At 61.4% G+C, this 20759-nt stretch carries 9 protein-coding genes and 1 pseudogene; 6 read left to right on the forward strand and 4 right to left on the reverse strand.

The window, feature by feature from the left end:
- Positions 1-70: 70 nt before the first annotated feature.
- Complete coding sequence (gene dapB / locus CKA38_RS13250; protein ID WP_108825918.1) at positions 71-805, reverse strand: 4-hydroxy-tetrahydrodipicolinate reductase; 735 nt, start codon at positions 803-805, stop codon at positions 71-73.
- A 263-nt stretch (positions 806-1068) separates the two neighbouring features.
- Positions 1069-1959 carry a 4-hydroxy-tetrahydrodipicolinate synthase gene (gene dapA / locus CKA38_RS13255; RefSeq protein WP_108825920.1) on the reverse strand — a complete coding sequence of 297 codons (891 nt, stop codon included), beginning with the start codon at positions 1957-1959 and terminating at the stop codon, positions 1069-1071.
- 136 nt (positions 1960-2095) lie between these two features.
- On the opposite strand from dapA, the gene CKA38_RS13260 reads away from it, so the two are divergent.
- Both CKA38_RS13260 and CKA38_RS13265 read left to right on the forward strand, forming a co-directional pair.
- Positions 2096-3061: a hypothetical protein gene (locus CKA38_RS13260; RefSeq protein ID WP_152032870.1), complete on the forward strand. Its 966-nt coding sequence runs from the start codon at positions 2096-2098 to the stop codon at positions 3059-3061.
- 105 nt (positions 3062-3166) lie between these two features.
- On the forward strand, positions 3167-5221 hold the full coding sequence (locus CKA38_RS13265; RefSeq protein ID WP_108825923.1) for a sulfatase-like hydrolase/transferase: 2055 nt from the start codon (positions 3167-3169) through the stop codon (positions 5219-5221).
- Positions 5222-5292: 71 nt separating this feature from the next.
- Here CKA38_RS13265 and CKA38_RS13270 read toward each other — a convergent pair whose 3' ends face one another.
- A complete protein-coding gene (locus CKA38_RS13270; RefSeq protein ID WP_108825925.1) occupies positions 5293-5991 on the reverse strand; it encodes a L,D-transpeptidase family protein in 699 nt (232 codons plus the stop codon).
- A 110-nt stretch (positions 5992-6101) separates the two neighbouring features.
- Between CKA38_RS13270 and CKA38_RS13275 the strand changes: the two genes are divergently transcribed.
- Entirely contained in the window at positions 6102-6905 is an 804-nt protein-coding gene (locus CKA38_RS13275) for an Hsp33 family molecular chaperone HslO (protein WP_108826591.1), read from the forward strand.
- A gap of 133 nt (positions 6906-7038) precedes the next feature.
- A complete protein-coding gene (locus CKA38_RS13280; protein ID WP_108825926.1) occupies positions 7039-8073 on the forward strand; it encodes a redoxin domain-containing protein in 1035 nt (344 codons plus the stop codon).
- Positions 8074-8183: 110 nt separating this feature from the next.
- On the opposite strand, the gene argC is transcribed toward CKA38_RS13280, so the two are convergent.
- Positions 8184-9218, reverse strand: coding sequence for an N-acetyl-gamma-glutamyl-phosphate reductase (gene argC, locus CKA38_RS13285; RefSeq protein ID WP_108825928.1), 1035 nt, complete (start codon positions 9216-9218; stop codon positions 8184-8186).
- 273 nt (positions 9219-9491) lie between these two features.
- Here argC and CKA38_RS13290 point away from each other — a divergent pair, with 273 nt between their 5' ends.
- Positions 9492-18095 carry an autotransporter outer membrane beta-barrel domain-containing protein gene (locus CKA38_RS13290; protein ID WP_108825930.1) on the forward strand — a complete coding sequence of 2868 codons (8604 nt, stop codon included), beginning with the start codon at positions 9492-9494 and terminating at the stop codon, positions 18093-18095.
- 226 nt (positions 18096-18321) lie between these two features.
- Positions 18322-20742, forward strand: a pseudogene (locus CKA38_RS16570) (glycosyl hydrolase); the annotation flags it as partial.
- Positions 20743-20759 lie beyond the last annotated feature (17 nt).

The raw sequence follows: 20759 nt of genomic DNA on the forward strand, positions 1-20759 counted from the left end.
CTCAGTGTCCTCTGTGGTTATTCTATTTTGGTTTTCTATCACTCTGACCTCTGCTCTTCTGGCTCCTTCTTCAGGCCGTCAGGCCTAAAACACGCTGCATGTCGTAGACGCCGTTTGGCTGGCCGGTGATCCACTCGGCGGCGCGGAGGGCGCCTCGGGCGAAGATGGCGCGGTCGCTGGCTTTGTGCGTGAGTTCGATGCGTTCGCCGAGGCCGGCAAACATGACGGTGTGGTCGCCGATGACGTCGCCGCCGCGCAGGGAGTGCATGCCGATTTCGGATTGCGTGCGTTCGCCGGTGATGCCTTCGCGTCCATGACGGACGGCGTCGGCGGCGAGTTTGCGTTCCTCAAGGATGATTTCGAGGAGGCGCGCTGCGGTGCCGCTGGGGGCGTCTTTTTTGAAGCGGTGGTGCATCTCGATCACCTCGGTGTCGTAGTCGGCGCCGAGGACGGCGGTGGCGCGGCGGGTGAGCGCGAAAAGGAGGTTCACTCCAATGGAATAGTTGCCGGACCACACGCAGGGAATTTTGGCGGCCTCAACGAGGAGCGCTTTTTTCTCGGTGTCGGTGTGCCCGGTGGTGCCGATGATGAGCGGCTTGTTGTTGGCGGCGGCGAGCCGGATGATGTCGCCCGTGATTTTGTGCGAGCTGAAGTCTATGATTACGTCGCCGGCTTTAGCGCCCGCGTCGAAGTCGTCGCCGAGGTCAACGGTGGCGGCGATGGTGTGGCCGAGTTGTTGCGCGGCGTTGATGATGGCATGGCCCATGCGGCCGTTGGAGCCAAAGAGTGAGATGCGTAGTGACATTTTTTTAAAAGGAGAAAGGAGTCAGAATACAGGAGTCAGGAGGAAGATGCCGGAAAGCCAGAGACCAGAGGACCTGAATCTTAAACTTTCAGCTGAAACTTGGAAATTGGAGGTTAAGAGTTTCTGATTTTAAGCACGGAGGACACGGAGAAACACGGAGAAATCGTGGAAAACTGTCGGTGATTTTTCTTCGTCTCCGTGCATCTCCGTGTCCTCCGTGGTTATTCTATTTTAGGCTTTTGGCGCTCCGGCCTTCCGACTCCTTATGCTTTGCCGAGTCCGTCGAGCGTGGCGGCCAGGATTTTTTCGTTGGCGGCGGACATTTCGCAGAGAGGCAAGCGCACGACGGCGGAGCTAATGATGCCGGCGCGGGCGAGCGCGGTTTTCAGGGGAACGGGATTCGGTTCGATGAAGAGCGCCTTGAACAGCGGGTAGAGTTTGCGGTGCAGCTTTGTGGCGGCGGCGTAGTTGTTGGAGAGGGCGAGCGCGGTGAGTTTCACAACCTGGCGCGGAATGAGGTTTGAGGCGACGCTGATGACGCCCTCGGCGCCGACCGACATGAAGGGAAGAGTGAGGCTGTCGTCGCCGCTGAGCACGGTGATGTCCTTGCCAAGCGCGTTTTTGAGCTGGTCAACACGATCGACCGAGCCGCCGGCTTCCTTGATGTAGCGGACGTGCGGATACTTGGCGCGGAGGCGCTCGACCGTGGGCACGCCGATTTCGATGCCGCAGCGGCTGGGGATTGAGTAGAGGATGAGCGGACGGTTGGTGGCCTCGGCGATGGCGGCGAAATGCCGGTAGAGCCCCTCCTGGCTGGGTTTGTTGTAATAGGGCGCGACGAGGAGCATGGCGTCGGCTCCGGCCTCGTGCGCGAAGCGCGTGTATTCTACGGCCTCGTGCGTGGAGTTGGAGCCGGTGCCGGCGATGACGGGCACGCGGCCGCGCGCGGCTTCGATGACTGCGCGGATCACGTCGAGATGCTCGTCGTGGAGAAGGGTGGGGGACTCGCCGGTGGTGCCGACGGGGACGAGGCCGTTGATGCCCGATTTGATTTGAAACTCGACCAGCTTGCGCAAGTCGTCGTAGGCGACGGCTTCGTTCTTGAATGGCGTTGCGAGGGCGGTGATGGCTCCTGTGAGTGGACGCAGTTTCATGTCGGATGTTGTTAAGAGAATTTCCCATCAACAAAAGCATCCATTTGAATCAATGCGACATGATTTTTCGAATTAGCGCGCGATGTGAGGCGGCTTGCCACGGGGCGCGGGATTGTGCATATTCGGGGCAAGCTCAATGATTGCCCATATGATTTTCCCTCGCGTCCAAGTCCTCGCCGTCTGTGCTGTCCTCGTAATGGCGCTCACACCGTTGCCCGACAACGAGGGGCCAAAGCAAGCGAATGCGCAACCGCAGCCAGCGCCGTCGAACGCGGGCAAGGAATTGCAGGCAATGGCTCCCGCGCCGGTTCCGCAAACCGGCCTGAACGCGGGCGCCGATGATTCCGCGCTCGCCCCGGATCGGATCGGCGGCCTTTCAATCGTGCATCCCTCCGTCAACGAATACGCGCCGACCCCGCGTGATCGCGTGACTCCGACGCCGACGAACAATGTCGCGCACCAATTGCCGGGAAGCGCGGCCTACTCGCCCAACTGGCTGGTTGACGGCATGGCTCAGCTCGAGGCGGATGAAAAGCGGCAGAAGGAATTTGAGGCGCGTTTCGGCAGGCGCGAGGACGGGAGCGCGCGTGATGCGTTGAACGAAAAATCGGAGCGCGACCGCGACATCGAAACTAATCTCGAAAATAGAAACGCCGTCGCGGCGAATGATCCGCTGGTGCAGTATTTGCAGAAATGGGCGGATGCCTCGCCCGCGGCCGCCGGCATCGCCGCCGCCGCGCAGAATGCAGTTTCCGGAGACACACCCCCAAACGCGGGCGGTGTCGTTAATGCGGCGGATGCCGGCGCCGGCGACGCGCCGTCGAATATGTCGCCGCGCGCGGCGGGCGGTGCCGATCTCGCCGCGATGATGGGACAGCCCATGCTTGAGGCGACGGGCCCGAGCATTGTGCTGCCACCGCCACCGCCCGTTGCCCCGGCGGAAACAACCTTCCAGGGTGTCGGCGATCAGCCGTCCGCGCCGGTTGTCACGGGAATTCCCGAGCACGCCGCGTTGAAGATCAAGCCAATCGAAAAAGACACCGAGCCGACCAGGCCGATCGTGAACGACAAAAAATATTTTCCGCAATTGCAGCGGTTTTGAGCCGCTCAAAAGGCGTTCACAAAAACGGCGCGCCGCCATGCGCATTCAGTCTGGCGCGACCGGAGTCATCATTCTTTTTATTGCCTCTCCAAAAAACAACCCAACATGAATCCCGCCGCCCGCCTCACTGCCGCAGCCGCCATCGGTCTCGGAGCGCTTGCCTCCGCAACCGCCCAGCCCGCGCAACAACCCAACATCATTTTCATCCTCACCGACGATCTCGGTTATGGTGACCTCGGCGTGTTTTACCAAAATCAGCGGCGCGCCGACAACAATCCCGGGCGTCCCTGGCATCGCACGCCCAACATCGACCGCATGGCCGCCGAGGGCGCGCGCTTCACCAGCCAGTATGTCGCCGCGCCCGTCTGCGTCGCCTCGCGCGCCTCGCTCATGCAAGGCGTCCACCAAGGGCACGCCACCGTCCGCAACAACCAGTTCGACAAGGCGCTCGAGGAAAACCACACCCTCGGCACCGTGCTTCGGCAGGCCGGTTACTCCACCGCCGCCATTGGCAAATGGGGGCTGCAAGGCACGGGCAACGGCCCCGACTGGACCAGCCATCCGCTCAATCGCGGCTTCGATTATTATTACGGCTACATTCGGCACATCGACGGTCACGAACACTACCCCGTCGAGACGATCTATTTTAAGAAAAAGGCCCGGCAGCGCGGCCCGTTGATCGTTTGGGAAAATCGAAACGACGTCACCGCCGGACTCGACAAATGTTACACCACCGACCTGTTCACCGCCCGCGCAAAAAAGTGGATCGTCGAGCAAAAGCAAAACGCACCGAGCAAACCCTTCTTCCTCTACCTCGCCTACGACACTCCGCACGCCGTCCTCGAACTGCCCGCGCAAGCCTATCCCGCGGGCGGCGGACTTCACGGCGGCATGCAATGGCTCGGCACGCCCGGGCGCGCCATCACCACCGCAAGCGGCACGCCCGATTCCTGGATTCACCCCGAATACAAGGACAAACCCTGGACCGAAGTTTACAAACGCCACGCCACAAGCGTGCGCCGCATCGACGATGCCGTCGGCGACCTCCTTCAACTACTCAAGGATCTCAACATCGACGACAACACGCTCGTCGTGTTCACCTCCGACAACGGCCCCGCCGCCGAGTCCTATCTTTCCGAGGATTACAAGCCGGCCTTCTTCGGCACCTACGGTCCGCACGACGGCATCAAGCGCGACTGCCTCGAGGGCGGTTTGCGCGTGCCCACCATCACCCGCTGGCCCGCAAAAATCCCGGCCAATCGCGTCATCGCCGCGCCCACGGCGTTTTGGGATTGGATGCCCACGTTTGCCGACGCAAGCGGACTCACGCCGCCCGCGCGCACGGACGGCGTTTCACTGCTCCCGATTCTCTCCAACAAAGGCGCGCCGCCAAGCCGCGCGTTCTATTTCGAATACGTCAACAAAAGCAAAACGCCGGACTATCCCGATTTCGAACCCGCGAGGCGCGGCCGCTTGCGCGGCGAAATGCAGGCCATCCGCATCGGCGACATGATGGGAGTGCGCTACGACATCAAATCGCACGCCGACGATTTTGAAATCTACAACGTCGTCACCGACCCGAAGGAAACACAAAACCTCGCCGCCGGGCAACCCGCGCTTCAAGCCGAGATGAAGGCGCGAGTCCTGCAAATGCGCGTCGCCTCGGCGCCCGCCCCGCGTCCCTACGACAATGAGTTTGCTCCCGCAATCGACGCGCCCGCGCCGCTTGCGGACGGTCTCGCGTGGAAGTTTTATCCGGGCCAGTTCCCGTGGGTGCCCGCCCTCGACGGCATGGCGCCGGCTGACAGCGGGATGGTCCCGCGCCCCGACACCAAGCCGGCAAAACAGCATGTCGCCGGCGCGATTAGTTTCACCGGCTACCTGCAAATCCCCGCTGACGGTGAATACACATTCCACCTGCTCGCCCGCAACGGCGCCACGCTGCGCATCCACGATGCCACGGTTGTTGACGCGGACTATGGTTATCAGGGAGACACCGAAAAAACCGGCGCGATGAAACTCAAGGCGGGCCTGCATCCGTTCCGCCTTGTCTGCCGCAATGCCAAGGATCGCACCGCGCCGCGCTTGGATGTTTCATGGAGCGCGCCCGGCCTGCCCAAGCAGCCGATTCCCGCCGGGGCGTTCAAGTCAGACAAATGATCGTGCCTGCCCGCCGGCGCATGCACCAACCATTGCGCAAGAACGGCTCGCGCCGGGTGTGATTGTGCTCCTCATTTATAATCCTCGAGCGCGAGCTTCAGGTTTTTGTAGATTGTGGCGGTCCACCCGGGGGCGGTGAAGGGCGGGAGAAAGTTTTCCTGCGAGCGCAGATCGCAGGGGCAGAGGAGGACGCGGATGTTTTTAACGCCGGTTTGCGCGGCCATCACGAAGAGTTCCTCCGCGGCCTCGTCACCCATCGCGATGCAGCCGATGGACACCGCCTTGCCGTGGATCATGATGTCGCCGCCGAGGTTGGCGCGACGCTCCTCCCTGGCACGGGCGCGGTCGAAGGTGTTCGGATAATTGATTCGCAACGAGAGATGGTAGCGGCTGTTGGGATTGAGCGATTCGATGGCGTAGATGCCCTCGGGAACCTGCCGGTCGCCCTCGCGGAGCTTGGGGCCGGCGGTGCCGCTGGCGGCCTTGATATCGTAGGTTTTGACGAGGCGCATGGGCGTGTCCTTGGAGGTGTTGTTGCCCGCCCAAAGTTCAAGGCGCTTGACGTCCTTGAGCACGATGAAGGTAAGGCGCGCGGCGGGGTAGGTGAGGCCGGCCGCCTTGAAGTGCGGTTCCATGCGCGCGCGAACCGCGGCGCCGTATTGGTTGACCCGCTGCTGCACGGTGGCGGCGCTCGCCGCGGATGCGAGGGCGGCAAGAAATATGAAACCGATGAAAAAAATACGATTCGTGCGAGTGATGCGGGTGCCCATGTTTTGAACCGCGAATGAACGCGAACAGGCGCGAATATTTCAAACCAATTAGCCTCAATGGCCGCATATTGCGGCTTTTCAAAAACGGGGAATTCGCGTTGCCTGTTTGCATGCCTGAAAACACACCGCCCAACCTGAAAGACGCCGGCCACGAAGTTCGCACGTATTTTGTCCGCAATCGCAACGCACTCGTCGCGCGCGGCATGTTCAGCGAGTTGTATGTCGATTACTTTTTGCACGCCGGCGAACAAAAACTGCACGTCGCGCCCGAACATGCGGAATTGTTCAAGCGCGCGCTGGCGGGCTTTGCTCTTCACATGGCGTCGCGCCCGTGGAACGAGATGACCGCGTGGACGATTCATTTTCAGCAGCCGCTCTTGAACCTGTTTCTCACCGGCGACAACGAGACCGGCGCGATCACCGGGCGCGTGTTCGACGAGGACGTGAAGGAAATGCAGGGCAACTTGTTTTATGCCGACACGGTGCGGCCCGGCGAGCCGAAGCGCCGCAGCGCGGTCGAGTTTGATGGCGGCGATCCGCTCGCGGGCGTTGAAAAGTTTTACGCGCAAAGCGAGCAGCGTCCGGCGCGTTTTTTTCAGCTGGGCGAGGAGGATTTTGTGATGGTCGCGGAGCATCCCGATTGCGACAAGGCGTGGTTCGACGCGCTCACGACCGACGCCATGCGCGAGATCGACAAAAGCGAAACGCTCGCGCTGCTCGAAAAACGAATCTACCGCTGGCACTGCGGATGCAACCAGAGCCGCATGATGGAGGTGCTGCTGCCCGCGATGAAACGCGACCCCGGCGGGCTTTTCGGCGACGAGCCGAAAATCGAGATGCGCTGCCCGCGCTGTGGCGCGCGCCATATCATTACGCGCGAGGCGATGGAGGCGTTTGCGTCGGGCAAAAAGTAAACCGATTGTGAAACTTGCGCATCCGCGCCGTTGTTGGTTTTTTCAGGGAAAGTTCCAGCCTTAAAAATATTGAAATGGCGCAACGCGGTTGTTTCATGAACTCACCCTCCGCCCGACCCCGAATAATTTTACCATGAAAAACACACTCCGTATCATCACCCTCACGCTCGCATGTTTTATTGTCACCACGGCTTGGGCGCAAAACGCCGACGAGTCCTTTAACAAATTCAAGAACATGCGCAAAAGCCCCAAGCAGGACGTCGCATTCAGCCAGCAATTGTGCGATGCCGGCGTAAGTTTTCTCGCCGACCATGGGGACGCGGCAAAGCGGGCGAGGGAAGTTGTCAACGACATGCTCAGTTTCGGCACGGGCGTTCTCGCCAAAAACGACGCGCTGCGATCCGACTGGTATGCGAAAGTAAACTTTGCGCTCATAGACAAGCAGCCCGCCGTCAACGCCAAGAACAAGGCCGCCTTTGCCGCGCTTCGCGCCGCGATGGCCGAGGGCGAAACCCTCGACGCGCCCTCCTTGAGCGCGATCAATGACTGGCGCAGGCATATCGACGACCTTGCGCAAACCCCGGGCAGCGACACTTACATGCTGGATCGAGAGAGGGGCTTTTACTTGGTCTTGAACCGCATGAAAACCCGGATGCCGTCGGCGCAAAAGGTCATCGACGCGCAGCTTGAGGAATGTTCAAAAAGCAAGATCAAGGACCTCGCCAACTGGGCCAAGCGGGAGATCCGGGTCGGCGAAATGCGCAAGACACCTTTCACGCTCGCGTTCACCACGATCAATGGAAAGACGTTCGACTCCGCCAAGCTCAAGAGCGACACGCTGCTGTATGTTTTCACCTGGAGCACGACTTCCCGAAACGCCGCGGGCGAAATGGACCGGATGCTCGACCAGTATTACAATTACAGCCGCAGGCAGATTGAGTTTGTGGCGGTGTGCATCGACCCGGAAGACAAGAGCGCCGAGGTGAAGGCTTTCATCAAAAAAACGAAGTGCAAGATGCCCGTTTATTTCGACGGCAAGGGAACCAAGGGCGAGCTCTATCAACGCCTGGTTGCCGGCGGCCAGTGGAGCGGACACATTTTCGACGGAAAGGGGAATGTTCGCGCCACGGATATCAGGGCGTGGGATTTGAAGAAATTCATCAAGTGATGGTTGGGCAGGGCAGGGCGATCCATCCCGGTGGGCCGCCTCTGCCATCCCGGCTCACCGGGACGGTTCGCCCTACCTTTGAATCAGCTTAACCTGATCGGATTTTCGCCTCACACCAGTCCGGCAGTTTCGTCGAAACCGCACCAGAGGTTCATGATCTGCACGGCCTGGCCGCTCGCGCCTTTCACGAGATTGTCGACGACGGAGGTAATCACAAAATTGCCCGTGCGCTCGTCGAGCACGGCGGACATGTCCACGCGATTCGTGCCCGTCACATGCGCGGTGTCGGGAGTTTCGCCCGTCGGGAGGATTTGCACGAAGGGACGCCCGTCATAAACGGACTTCCACTCGGCGTAGAGCGCGTCGATCGTCGCCCCCGGCGCGGCGGGCACGGTGATTGTTGTCGCGATGCCGCGGCGCATGGGGGCGAGGTGCGGGTTGAACTGGATCGCGATGGGGCTGCCGCCGGCGCCGAGCGAAAGTTGCTCCTCGATTTCCGCGAGATGGCGGTGTTTCACCAGACCGTAGGCCTTGATGCTTTCGGCGCGCTCGACGTAAAGATACATTTCTTGCGCTTTTTTGCCCGCGCCGCTCACGCCGCTGTAGGAGTTGGCGACGATATGCTTGAGAGAAATAATGTTGCCCGCGCGCACTAGCGGCAGGAGCGGGGTGAGGATGCTCGTCGGATAACAACCGGGCGCGGCGATTAACTTGGCCTCGGTTTTCCAGGAGGGCGGCGCGAGCTCGGGAAGCACAAAACGCGCGCCGGGCAGCAACTCGGGAGCATGATGGTTTCCGTAGTATTTTTCGTAGGTCGCGAGATCGGCGATGCGGAAATCGGCGCTCAGGTCGATCACGCGCTTGCCCGCGGGAACGAGCGCCTTGGCAAACTCCGCCGCGGCGCCGTGGGGAAGGGCGAGAAAAAACAAATCGATGTCGCTCGCGGCAAGCGCCGCGGCGTCGGAATCGACAAACGCGAGCCCCCGGTCCTGCCCGCGCAAAAACGGCACGACTTGCGAGAGCGGCTTGCCCGCCTGCGAGCGCGAGGTGACGGCCGCGAGTGTGACGCGCGGATGCGCAAGAAGCAGCTTCAACAGCTGCTCGCCCGAATAACCCGATGCTCCAATGACTCCGACTTTTAACATAGGTCGCGAGGTTCAAATAAAATCCTTCGAAGCGCGAGCGGTTTTTTGCCGCACCGGGAACGCGCATTGGAAAATTCACCCGGGTTTTATTGGACCGTATTCAGTCCATTAAAATTTTTGAAAACTTGCCCGCTAAACCCGCATTAGAGGATTGCAAAAATCTCCTGTAAGTAAAAACGTGAACGTGAAATAAAAAAGCTTTCTCCTCAGCGTCTTCAACAGGCCAGGGCATTACTTTGAAGACGCACACCAACCCACAATCATATTTCCTCCATGCATACTACCAATTGCCTCACTCACCGGCCGATCCGTTTCCTCGCGCGTAACACTGTTGCGCTGTTTTCGCTCGCTGTTTTTGCGGCGCTCCCGGCACAGTTGACCGCGCTGCCGATAACCATCGACAACTTCCACACCAGTTACACCTTCACCGGTTCCGGAGAGTATGTCCTTACCAGCACCGTCAGCGGCGGCGGCGGCATGTCGGGCACGATGACCGGTGTGAACCTCACCATAAACGCCGGCGCTCTCGCATCGGGCACCCCCACCGGAGTTCACTTTAAAGTCGGCGGCGGCACTGTCACCAATAACGGCACAATCATAGGCTCCAACGACGGCATAAGCTCCTCCGGCAGTGTATCGACCCTGGTCACCAACAACGGGCTCATCCGTGGCATCGGTGATGAGGCGATATCCCTCTCCGGAGGCGGCACCGTCGCAAACACCGGCACGATCAAGGGGAATTGGGGTGTTTTTGTGAGCGGCACCACTTCCTCACTGGTCACGAACACGACGAATGCGGTTATCTCCTCCACGGGCAATGCGGTGTATATCAGTGCCGGCGGCACAGTTGCGAATGCAGGTTCGATTATCAGTGAAAAAGACCATGGCGTCTATTCAGACAGCACGGCGCTCATCACCAACCAAGCCGGCGGCACGATTCGATCTGACGGATCTCGCTATGGCGCGTATTTCAATGGCGTGTATCTGAAGAATGGCGGCACGGTAAGGAACCATGGTGAAATCGCGAGCGCCGGCGGTTACGGCGTGAGTATTCTAGACGGGGTGGGGCTTGTGGAAAACAATGCCGGCGCCACAATCACCGGTGGCATCTACGCGGGCGGCACCACCAGCGTGGTGAACGACGGCACCGTTTCGGGCACCTTGGGCATCAGGCTGGGCGCGAATTCCACGCTTACGGGAACCGGCGTCATCGATGTCACCGGCACCGCATTGGTCCTGCTGGACGGGGCGAGCCATGCCAACGCGAACTTGATCAAGGGCAGTGAGACGGGTGTGTCTTTCGAGGGAACCGGCTCGCTGGGCAACTCCGGCACGATCATTGGCACAAACGACATCGGCGTGGAGGCCAAGGCGGGGTCGGTGGCGATCACCAACAACGCCAACGCCTTCATCCAGGGCGGCGAACACGGCGTCTTTCTTGCGGCCGGCGGCACGATTGCCAACTCCGGCACGATTGCAGGGGGATTCGCCATCACCGGGACCAACGACGCCATCGTCGTCACGAATACCGGTGCGGGTGCTTCGATTATCGGCTCAACCCATGGCATCGACTTGAATGCCGGCGGCACGGTGACCAATGACGGTTCGATAATCGGCACGAATCGGGCGGGCATCAATGCCGGGGATGTCGTCACAATCACCAATAATGATGGCGGCTTGATCGAAGGTCGTATGACAGGGATGAATCTGGCCAAGGGCGGCACGATCACCAATAGCGGCACCATTGCCAATACATCCCTTTCATTTGGCCAAGGCATTTTTGCCGAGGAATCCCTTGTGCTCACAAACACGGGTGATGCGGCGTTGATCAGCGGGTTCGGCCATGGTGTGAACCTGGCGGAAGGCGGCACCATAACAAACGACGGAACAATCAAGGGTTCCGGCATCAATGGCATCGGCATTGAAAGCACCGGCGCCCTGACACTGACAAATAACAGCTTCAGACTGATCGCGGGCGGCCAGAACGGCATCACCGCAGCCGGCGGCCTTACCTTGAACAACTCCGGCAATATAGAGGGTGATAGCAACTCCGGCATCCTTTCCTCCGGAGCCGCCGCGCTCATCACCAACGATGGGAACGGCACCATTTATGGCGGCCTTGACGGCATCACGCTCACAGCCGGCGGCTCCGTGGCCAACGAAGGCCTGATCCAGGGCGGCACCAATAATGGCATCAGGCTCACCGCCGGCGGCACCATTGTAAACTCCGGCGAGATTGAAGGCGGCGCCGCCGGCCATGGCGTGCGCGTGGAAGGCGGCGAGGCGTGGATAGAAAACAAGGCCAACGGCATGATCACCGGCGGCATTTACGCCGGCGGCACAACGACCCTTCGCAACGACGGTCTGATCAACGGCAACAACGGTGTTTATCTCGGCGCGGATTCCACGCTCGCCGGCACCGGCACAATCAATACCAGCGGCACCGCATTGATTTTGGCGGCCACCAAGACGCACACGAACGAGGGCACTCTCAACGGCAGTCAGATGGGCGTGCACTTGCTGGGCACCGGCTCGCTGGGCAACTCCGGCACGATCATTGGCTCCAGCGAGGCCGGCGTGCGCGCGAGCGGGGCGGCCACGATCACGAACAACGCCACCGGTTTCATCTCGGGCGGGACTTACGGCGTGATGCTTGAGGCGGGCGGCACCGTCAGCAACTCCGGCACGATAAGCGCCGCCTCAACAACAGGCGTCGCGGCGGCGGGCGCGCCTGCGTTTGTCGAGAACAAGACGGGGGCGCTCATCGGCGCGTCCCGCACGGGCGTCGAGCTGCTGGCGGGCGGCACCGTCAGCAACTCCGGCACGATCACAAGCGGCAACATCGGTGTTTCCGGCAGCAACACCGCCATCCATGTCGCCAATGAAACGGACGGCCTGATCGAGGGCGGCGCTTACGGGCACGGCGTGCGCATCGGCCAGGGCACGGTGGCCAACTCCGGCACGATCACAGGCGGCACGGGTGTCGGGACAACGTCCGGCGCCGTTCTCGTCAGCAACAGCAACGCCGCTCTCATTCAGGGCGTCGCGGTTGGCGTTTCCCTCACCGCCGGCGGCACGGTGGCAAACAGCGGCGTGATCGGGGCCTCGGCCTTGAACGGCATCGGCATTTATTCCGACAACGGCGCCACGCTCATTTCCAACACCACCAACGCCCTCATCCAAGGGCTCGGATACGGCGTGAATCTGAACCAGGGCGGCACGGTTGCAAACTCCGGCACGATCATCGGCACCGCCTACAACGGCATCGGCGTCTATTCCGCCGCCAACGCCACACTCGTCACCAACGACACCGGCGCCCTCATTCAGGGCGGAGCAAGAGGCGTTTCCCTCCTCGCCGGCGGCATGCTGAGCAACTCCGGCACGATCACCGGTGGCACCGGCGTCTATTCAGCATCCAACGCCACGCTCGTCACCAACACCACCGGCGCCCTCATTCAGGGCGACCTCTACGGCGTGCTGCTCGCCGCCGGCGGCACCGTGCGCAACGCCGGCACGATCACCGGCACCTCCGCCTCAGGCTACGGCGTCAATTCCGAAGTCTACGCAGCCTTCGTCACCAACACCACCGGCGCCCTCATTCAGAGCGGCTACAGAGGAGTTTCCCTCCTCGCCGGTGGCACGGTGAGCAACTCCGGCACGATCATCAGCACGGCCACCAACTCCACCAGCGTCTTTTCCAACGCCAACGCCACGCTCGTCACCAACGACACCGGCGCCCTCATTCAGGGCGGAGCAAGAGGCGTTTCCCTCCTCGCCGGCGGCACGGTGAGCAACTCCGGCACGATCACCGGCACCTCCGCCGTGGGCATCGGCGTCAATTCCGAAGGCAACGCGGCCTTCGTCACCAACGCCACCGGCGCCCTCATTCAGGGCGGCACCTACGGCGTGCGGCTGGTTGCCGGCGGCACGATCACCAATCACGGCGCCATCGTCAGCGACACGACCCGCGCCGGCAGCATCGGCGTGTATTCCATCGGTCGTGTCGACATCACCAACAGCGGGCTCATCGAGGGCAACACGTCCGGCATCTCGCTCGACACGGGCGCGGCGGGCAGCACGGTGACCAACACCGGCACCATCCGCGCGGTCAGCGACACGGCGGTTTTCTCGAGCACGAGCATCCTCGTCACCAACACCGGCGCGGGCGCGCTGATCGAGTGTGCCAACATTGCCGTCTTTCTTAAACTCGGCGGCACCGTCGCCAACCACGCGCTGATCACCGGCGACCACATCGGCGTCCAACTGAAAGAAAACGGGGAAATTATAAACAGCGGCCTCATCAAGGGCGGCGGGTATGGCGCTTTCCTTAACAACGGCGGCACGGTGATCAACTCCGGCACGATCACCGGCACTTCCGCGGCCGCCGGCCTTGGAGTTCACACCAAGATCGGCGCGATTGTGAACAACGCCACAACCGACAGCCTCATCTCCGGCGCCGTCACTGGCGTGGAACTCGGCGGCGGCACCCTCACCAATGCCGGCACCATCACAGGGAGCACCGGCGCTGGCGTTTCCGTCACTAGCACCGTCCTTGTCGAAAACACCACCGCCACCGCCCTCATCACCGGCGGCACCGTCGGCGTGTTCATCAAGACCTCCGGCACGCTGACGAACCACGGCACGATCCTCGGCGTGTCGGGCAGCGGCTTGGGCGTTTATTTCAACAGTTCCGCCCTGCTCACAAACACGGGCCTCGTCCAAGGCGGCGGCACCGGCGCTCACCTCGCGGGCAGCGGCACGACGCTCAACACCGGCACCATCCGCGGCCTCGCGGCCGATGGCGCGGGCATCCACGCCTTCGGCACCATCGAAATCACCAACACCTCCAACGCCTTGATCGAGGGCGGACTCTACGGCGCGTATCTGAACGGCAGCGGCACGGTGACCAACTCCGGCGAAATCACCGGCACCTCCGCCTCCAGCCACGGCATCTACGCCGACAGCATCGGCCAGGTCGCGATTGTCAACAACGACACCGGCCTTATCCGGGGCAATGACAACGGCGCATACCTCGCCAACGGCGGCCGTGTGACCAACTCCGGCACGATCACGGGCGGCGCCACCGGCATTTACGCCGGCACGAGCGGCCGCGCCATCGTCACCAACACCACCGGCGGCCTCGTCAGCGGCCCCGTCAACGCGATCAACCTCACCGCCGACGCCGCGAACGAAGTCCACCTCTGGAACAGCGGCACGATCGATGGCAACCTCAACATCGCCGGCGCGGCCTCGCTGCTCACGCTCAACGGCAACGCGCTCACAACGGGCACCTACTCGGACGCCGTCCTCGGCGACACCACCTTCACCGGCACGCTCGTCAAGCAGGGCGCGGGCGCATGGACAATCGACAAGGATCCCGGCGCGGGCATTAAACAACAAATCACACTCGTGAAAACCGGCACCCTCAACGTCGCGTGGGACGAATACCAGCTCAGCGGAAGCGCCGCCTCCATCGACGCCGGCGCCACCCTGCAAATCTCCGCCACCGCCGCCGCGACCGTTAGCAACGCCATCTCCGGCGTCGGCCTGCTCGACCTCGCCAACACCGCCCCCATCGCCGGCACCATCGACTACACCATCGATATCGGCACGGCCTTCACCGGCACCGTCGGCATTCGCGGCGACAACGGCGGCGCGCACCTCGTCCTCGACTCCAACGCGCTAGACACCCTGCTCAACGCCACCCTGAGCCTCGGCGAAAAAGGCAGCACCACGGTCGATTCCGCCATCACCGGCACCCTCGGCACGCTCGACATGGCCGGCGGCGCGCTCGTCGCCGTGACCAACACCAACACCAGCCCCGTCGCGCCCTCCGTGCTCAACACCAGCACGCTCACCGTCACCAACGGCGCGAGCCAAATCCACGTCGCCGACGGCATCCTCAACGGCCTCGACGCCACCGGCGCCCTCAGCGGACACCTCTTCGACGTTGACGGCGACAACCAAGCCCTCGTCGTCAAGGCGGACGTCCTCGGCGTCGGAGCCACGGACGGTGTCTCCTTCACCGTGAAAGACGCCTACGGCAACGAAATCGCCAACCCGCCCGGCACGGCCTCCACCACGATCGAAAACGCCGGCGGCGTCACGGTTGGCAACATTCACTACGGCTACACCGCGACCGTCGTTGACGCCAGCGGCACCCTCGGCGCCGCCGGCATCGCCCTCGGCTACGGCGTGAGCAAAATCGAAAGCACCACCTCCATCGCCGACGGCCTCGGCGTGGTGCTCGACCACACCGGCTCGGTTGACAAAACCCTCAGCGCGCAACTCAGCGGCTCGGGCGGATTCACCTTCATCGGCGGCGGCACCCTCTCGCTCGGCCACACCGGCAACGACTACACCGGCGCGAGCCTCATCACCGGCACCACGGCCGTGAAAGCCCTCACCGACAACGTCCTCGGCCAAACCTCCAGCCTCACGATCGAAGCGGAGTCGGTCTTCGATCTCAACAATCAGGAGCAAACCATCGGCGACGTTGACATAGCAGACACCGCCAACATCAACCTCGGCGCCAGCGGCGTGCTCAATATCCACGGCTCCGGCACGCTGCACGGCGACAACGCGCTGACCGGCGGCGATGCCTCCACGATCACCCTCACCGGCTACTCCGATGTTTACATCCACGGAGCCAACACCGGCTTCACAGGCAACGTATATGCCGGCAACGCCTCTTCCTATGGCGACTTCCACCTCACCAACCTCGCCGGCCTCGGCAACTCCGGCACCGTGTTTCTCAACGACGGATCAATATTTTCATGGCTCTACCTCGACGCCAGCGGCACCTTCAGCAAGGATCTCGCCAGCAATAGCGGCGTCGTCATCATCAAGGAGGACCGCACCGTGCTCCTCACAGGAAATAACACCGGCCTCACCGAAAACGCCGCCTTCTGGATTGAAGAAAGCGGCACGCTCCGCGCGCAAAACCAAACCGCGCTTGGCTCCGCGCTCGTCTCCGGCGTCGGCAACGACGCCATCCTGCGCCTCGAAAGTTACATCGACGAACTGCGCAACGAGCTCGACGGCAGCCTCACCGTGCACATCGCCGAATCCTCGACCGTCACGATCTCGCGCGACAACTCCGGCCTAAACACGGGTGCCCGCGCCGTCATCGACGCCGGCAGCGCGCTCGCCCTCACCGGCTTCTCTGCCATGGGCGGCGCCTCGCTTCTCACCAACGACGGCCGCCTCTCGATCACGCACGCCGACGCCGTCGTCGCCACCGCCACGCTCGCCAACAACGCCGACCTCTACATCAGCTACGGCGGCACCGTCTCGAACCCATTCGTCAGCACCGCGGACGCCACCGCCACGCTCGACGCCGACGGCTACGACATGACCCTCGCCAGCAACATCGGCGCGGGCAGCCTCGTCCTCCCCGGTTCCGGCGTCACGACAATCACCGTCGCGCAAACGCACGCCGGCGCCACGCTCGTCGAAAACGGCACCCTGCGCGCCGGCACGGCCAACGCCATTCAGAACAGCAGCACGCTGACCCTGCGCAACGCCACGCTCAACCTGAACAATTACTCGCAGACCGTCAAAAACCTGCACTCCGAAAACGGCTTCATTAGCTACAGCACGGACGACGGACTCGCCACGAAATACGCCTCGCTGAAAATCACCGGCAACCTCACCGGAGACACCACCAGCGTCATGAACGTGGACCTGTTCAACGAAAAGAGCGACCTGCTCGAGGTCCAAGGCGTCGCCAGCGGCACGCACTTTGTTTATCTCAACTCGACCAACGACACGCCGCTCGACGACCCGCTGCGCACCTACGCGCTCAAAGTCATCGACTACAAAAATGGCGACGCCGTGTTTGAATCCGACGGCCTTGAGTCGGGCATGCATACCTACCATCTCCACAAGGGTGACGGAGGCCTGATCATGCCCGACAAAAACGCCTACTACCTCTCCGGCGGCGACGCCCTCAGCCGCGCCGCCGACGCGATCCTCCTCACCGCCGGGGTGATGGGCGCCGACTGGCATTACAACCTCGACAATGTCCACAAACGCCTCGGCGAAATCCGCGTGAACCTGCCCGTTGACACCGGCAACGTCTGGGCTCGCGTGAACAACTACCGCCTCAACGCCTCCGCGCAACTCGGCGGCAGCGCCTTCGAGCAGGACAGCTACGGCGTCACCGCCGGCGGCGACAAAATCTTCCGCCGCGAAAACGCGGTGCTCATTGCCGGCGCCTACCTCGGCATGAGCCGCAGCGACCGCACCTTCGACGACGCGCGCAACCAATACGGCGACGGCAAGAGCAACATGATCGGCGCCGGCCTCTACGCGCTCTGGCTCTACGACAACGCCTGGTTCGTGGACGCGACCCTGCGCTTCGACCGCGCGACCAACGAACTCAGCGCGCGCGGCGTGGACGGCTTTGTCTCGCGAGGCAAATACACCAACCAAACCCAAGGCATCTCGGTTGAGTTTGGCCGCCGCCTCATGAACGGCCGCTACTGGGTTGAGCCCAGCGCGCAAGTGGCGGTTGCGTGGATCAACGGCGCGGACTACACCGTCTCGAACGGAGTGAGCCGCGACCTGCAAGTGCACATCGGCGATTCCGACGCCTGGCAATACCGCGGGCAAGTGCGCACCGGCGCGGACTACGGCCGCTGGCAGCCCTACCTGAAATTTGCCGCGGTGAAGAGCGACACCGGCGGCGGCAGGGTGACGGTTGAAGGCCGCTCCTACCAACCCTGGTTCGACGGCTGGCGCATGGAAGCCGGCGCGGGTGTTGGCTACCTGATCGACGCGCGCAGCCAGGTGTATTTCGATTACGAATACAACAAGGCCTCCTACTACGAGCGCCCCTGGTCGCTCAACCTCGGCTACCGCCGCGCCTGGTAACCCGTAGGGGCGCGCCTTGCGCGCGCCCTCGCCTCCGCCCTTCGCTTTCATTCAAAACAGGCTCGATACCTCGGGGCCTGTTTTGTGATGGAGGGACGACCGCTGTGTCGTCCGGTTTGGAAAACGAACGACTCCGATTGTTTGCGGACGGGACAGCGCTTGTCCCTCCAACACCTCGGAACTTGTCCCGAGGATCATTACTTTCTTAATTCCAAAAACCCTCCAAATGAAAAAAAGCCTGGTTATCGCACTCTTGTCTTTCACGGCCATTTGTCTGCCGGCGCAGACGTTAAAGGATAGTTTTTCGAATCCCCCTGACGAATACCGTCCGCACACGTTCTGGGTGTGGATGAACGACCTCGTGTCCAAAAAAGGAATAAAGGACGATCTTGATGCCTTCAAAAAATTCGGCTTGCGAGGAACCCTGGTGATGCTCGTGGGCGGGCACGGCGACGGCAACATGACCACACCGCATGGCATGGCCAATCCCATCAAACCCGTAAGCCCGGAATTTTTCGATGCGTGGAAGTATGCCGCGGAGGTCTCCGCCGCCAATAACATGACGATCGTTTCGCAACTGGGTCCCGGCTGGTGTCACAGCGGCGGGCCTTGGATACAGCCCAAGGACGCCGTGCAGCATCTGGCTTATACGGACAGGACGGTGAGGGGGCCGGTTAAACGCGCCATGTTCCGAATGTCCCGCGAAGCGGCGGGCAAGGGCATCGGGTTCGTTTCGGCAATAAGTTCAACGGACAATGTCGAGTCGATCACAATAGACTTGGGCCGATACGCGGCGGGCGTGTCGCGCGTTGATATTCACCCTTATTACCACGAGATGATCGAGGGATTTGGTTTCCCGCTGCGCTTCAAACTGGAAATCGCCGACAACCCTGAATTTCAAAATGCGGTGGTCCTTGCCGATTATACTGCGCGCGATTTCAGGAATCCCAAAAACAAGGTCGTCTCGTTTTCGGGAAACCCGGAAAAATACGGATTCGAACATGTCCGCTATGTGAGATTCACATCGGTGAAAAATTATCATTATACAAAAGATAATAAAGACCGTTATTTCATAGCGCTGGGCGGCATCCAGTTGTTTTCCATCGAGGGAACCCGCGTGAGCATGCGGACATCGAGCACGGCCGCCTCCAGCACGGGGGATTTGTCCGAATTGGACAAGGCGGCGAGCGCGGACAAAAAGGAAGGCGGACAGAAAAATAATAATGTCGATGCTTCGGACATAATACTCGAGCGGCCAGGTTATGAGCATTTCACCCGCGACATAGCGGTGGTCGCGTTTCCCAAGGCGTCGGTTATCATCCCGGGAAAAGTCATTGAGTTCCATCCCGATGCCGACGGACGCTTCACGTGGGATGTTCCCGAGGGCGATTGGATCGTTCGCCATTATGCCATACGCAATGCGCTTGCCTACAACAGGCCGGCGCCGGAGGGCGGTCGGGGCCTGGAATGCGACAAACTCGAAACATCAGGAGCAGATCGCATATGGGAGGGCATGGTGGGGAAATTCCTTTCCCAATCCCCGCATCTGGCGGGAAAAACAATAAAAGGAGTGGAGGCCGATAGCTGGGAGGTGGGAAATCCGGAATGGTCGAAAAGTTTCCGCGACGAGTTTAAACGCAGGCGCGGATATGACCCCGTGCCTTGGTTGATGGCCTATAAAACCAATCAGGTCGTGGGCGACGAGGAACTCTCCGCGCGCTTCCGGGAGGATGTTTATCTTACGCAAACCGATATGTTCGCCGACAATTTCTTCTCGTATATGCGCGACAAATGCGAGGCGCGTGGAATGGAGTTCATGACGGAACCCTACACCGGGCCTTTTGATCCGGTGCGTTGCGGCGGGCGCACGCACATCCCCATGGGCGAGGTATGGGCGAGCGGGGAGTGCTTGCTTACGCTCCGCTGGGCGAGCAGCGCCGCAAACACCTATGGTCGCAAGGCGGTGGGCGGCGAAACATTCACCGGCCGCTGGAACGATGGCGCATGGCGGACCGATCCCTACGCGCTGAAGCGCATAGGCGACCTTTCGTTTTGCAACGGACTGAACCGAATATACCTGCATGCCGCGGCGCTGCAGCCTTGGGGGGATAATAAAAAGGCGCACCCCGGAATGCCGATGCGATGCTGGGGCACGATGTTTCTCCCGGGCCAGACTTGGATAACGCCGGGGCGCGAATGGGTTGATTATATTACCCGCTGCCAGCACATGCTCTCGCAGGGCAGGGCGGCAAAGGACATCGCGTTCATAATGCCCACACTCGACTGGAAAAAAACGACGCCCGGCGGAACCCATAAACTGTATGATTACGATCTGCTTTCCGAGGAGCTTTTTATAAATGAAATATCATGGAGCGACGGTTATTTCCGGCTGCCATCGGGGGCGCGCTATCGAATACTCATCTTGCCGGACACCAAGGGCAAATCGAGCGTGGAGTTTCTAACAAAACTTCAATCACTTATAAACAGTGGCGGAATCGTATTCTGCCAGGACAAGCCGCGCAGGGCGGAAGGGATGCGCGGATATCCAGAATCCGATTTAATGGTAAAACAGCTCGCGGATGAAATATGGGGCGATTGTGACGGGAAGGACGTTCGCGCGCGCGATTTGGGAAAGGGCAAACTGATCTGGGCCAAAACATGGAC

The organism is Ereboglobus luteus, assembly GCF_003096195.1.
Lineage (GTDB): Bacteria > Verrucomicrobiota > Verrucomicrobiia > Opitutales > Opitutaceae > Ereboglobus > Ereboglobus luteus.

What these genes read in the sequence shown, in the direction of transcription:
- dapB (WP_108825918.1), bottom strand. Translation starts at nt 805, where the DNA reads ATGTCACTACGCATCTCACTCTTTGGCTCCAACGGCCGCATGGGCCAT.
- dapA (WP_108825920.1), bottom strand. Translation starts at nt 1,959, where the DNA reads ATGAAACTGCGTCCACTCACAGGAGCCATCACCGCCCTCGCAACGCCA.
- CKA38_RS13260 (WP_152032870.1), top strand. Translation starts at nt 2,096, where the DNA reads ATGATTGCCCATATGATTTTCCCTCGCGTCCAAGTCCTCGCCGTCTGT.
- CKA38_RS13265 (WP_108825923.1), top strand. Translation starts at nt 3,167, where the DNA reads ATGAATCCCGCCGCCCGCCTCACTGCCGCAGCCGCCATCGGTCTCGGA.
- CKA38_RS13270 (WP_108825925.1), bottom strand. Translation starts at nt 5,991, where the DNA reads ATGGGCACCCGCATCACTCGCACGAATCGTATTTTTTTCATCGGTTTC.
- CKA38_RS13275 (WP_108826591.1), top strand. Translation starts at nt 6,102, where the DNA reads ATGCCTGAAAACACACCGCCCAACCTGAAAGACGCCGGCCACGAAGTT.
- CKA38_RS13280 (WP_108825926.1), top strand. Translation starts at nt 7,039, where the DNA reads ATGAAAAACACACTCCGTATCATCACCCTCACGCTCGCATGTTTTATT.
- argC (WP_108825928.1), bottom strand. Translation starts at nt 9,218, where the DNA reads ATGTTAAAAGTCGGAGTCATTGGAGCATCGGGTTATTCGGGCGAGCAG.
- CKA38_RS13290 (WP_108825930.1), top strand. Translation starts at nt 9,492, where the DNA reads ATGCATACTACCAATTGCCTCACTCACCGGCCGATCCGTTTCCTCGCG.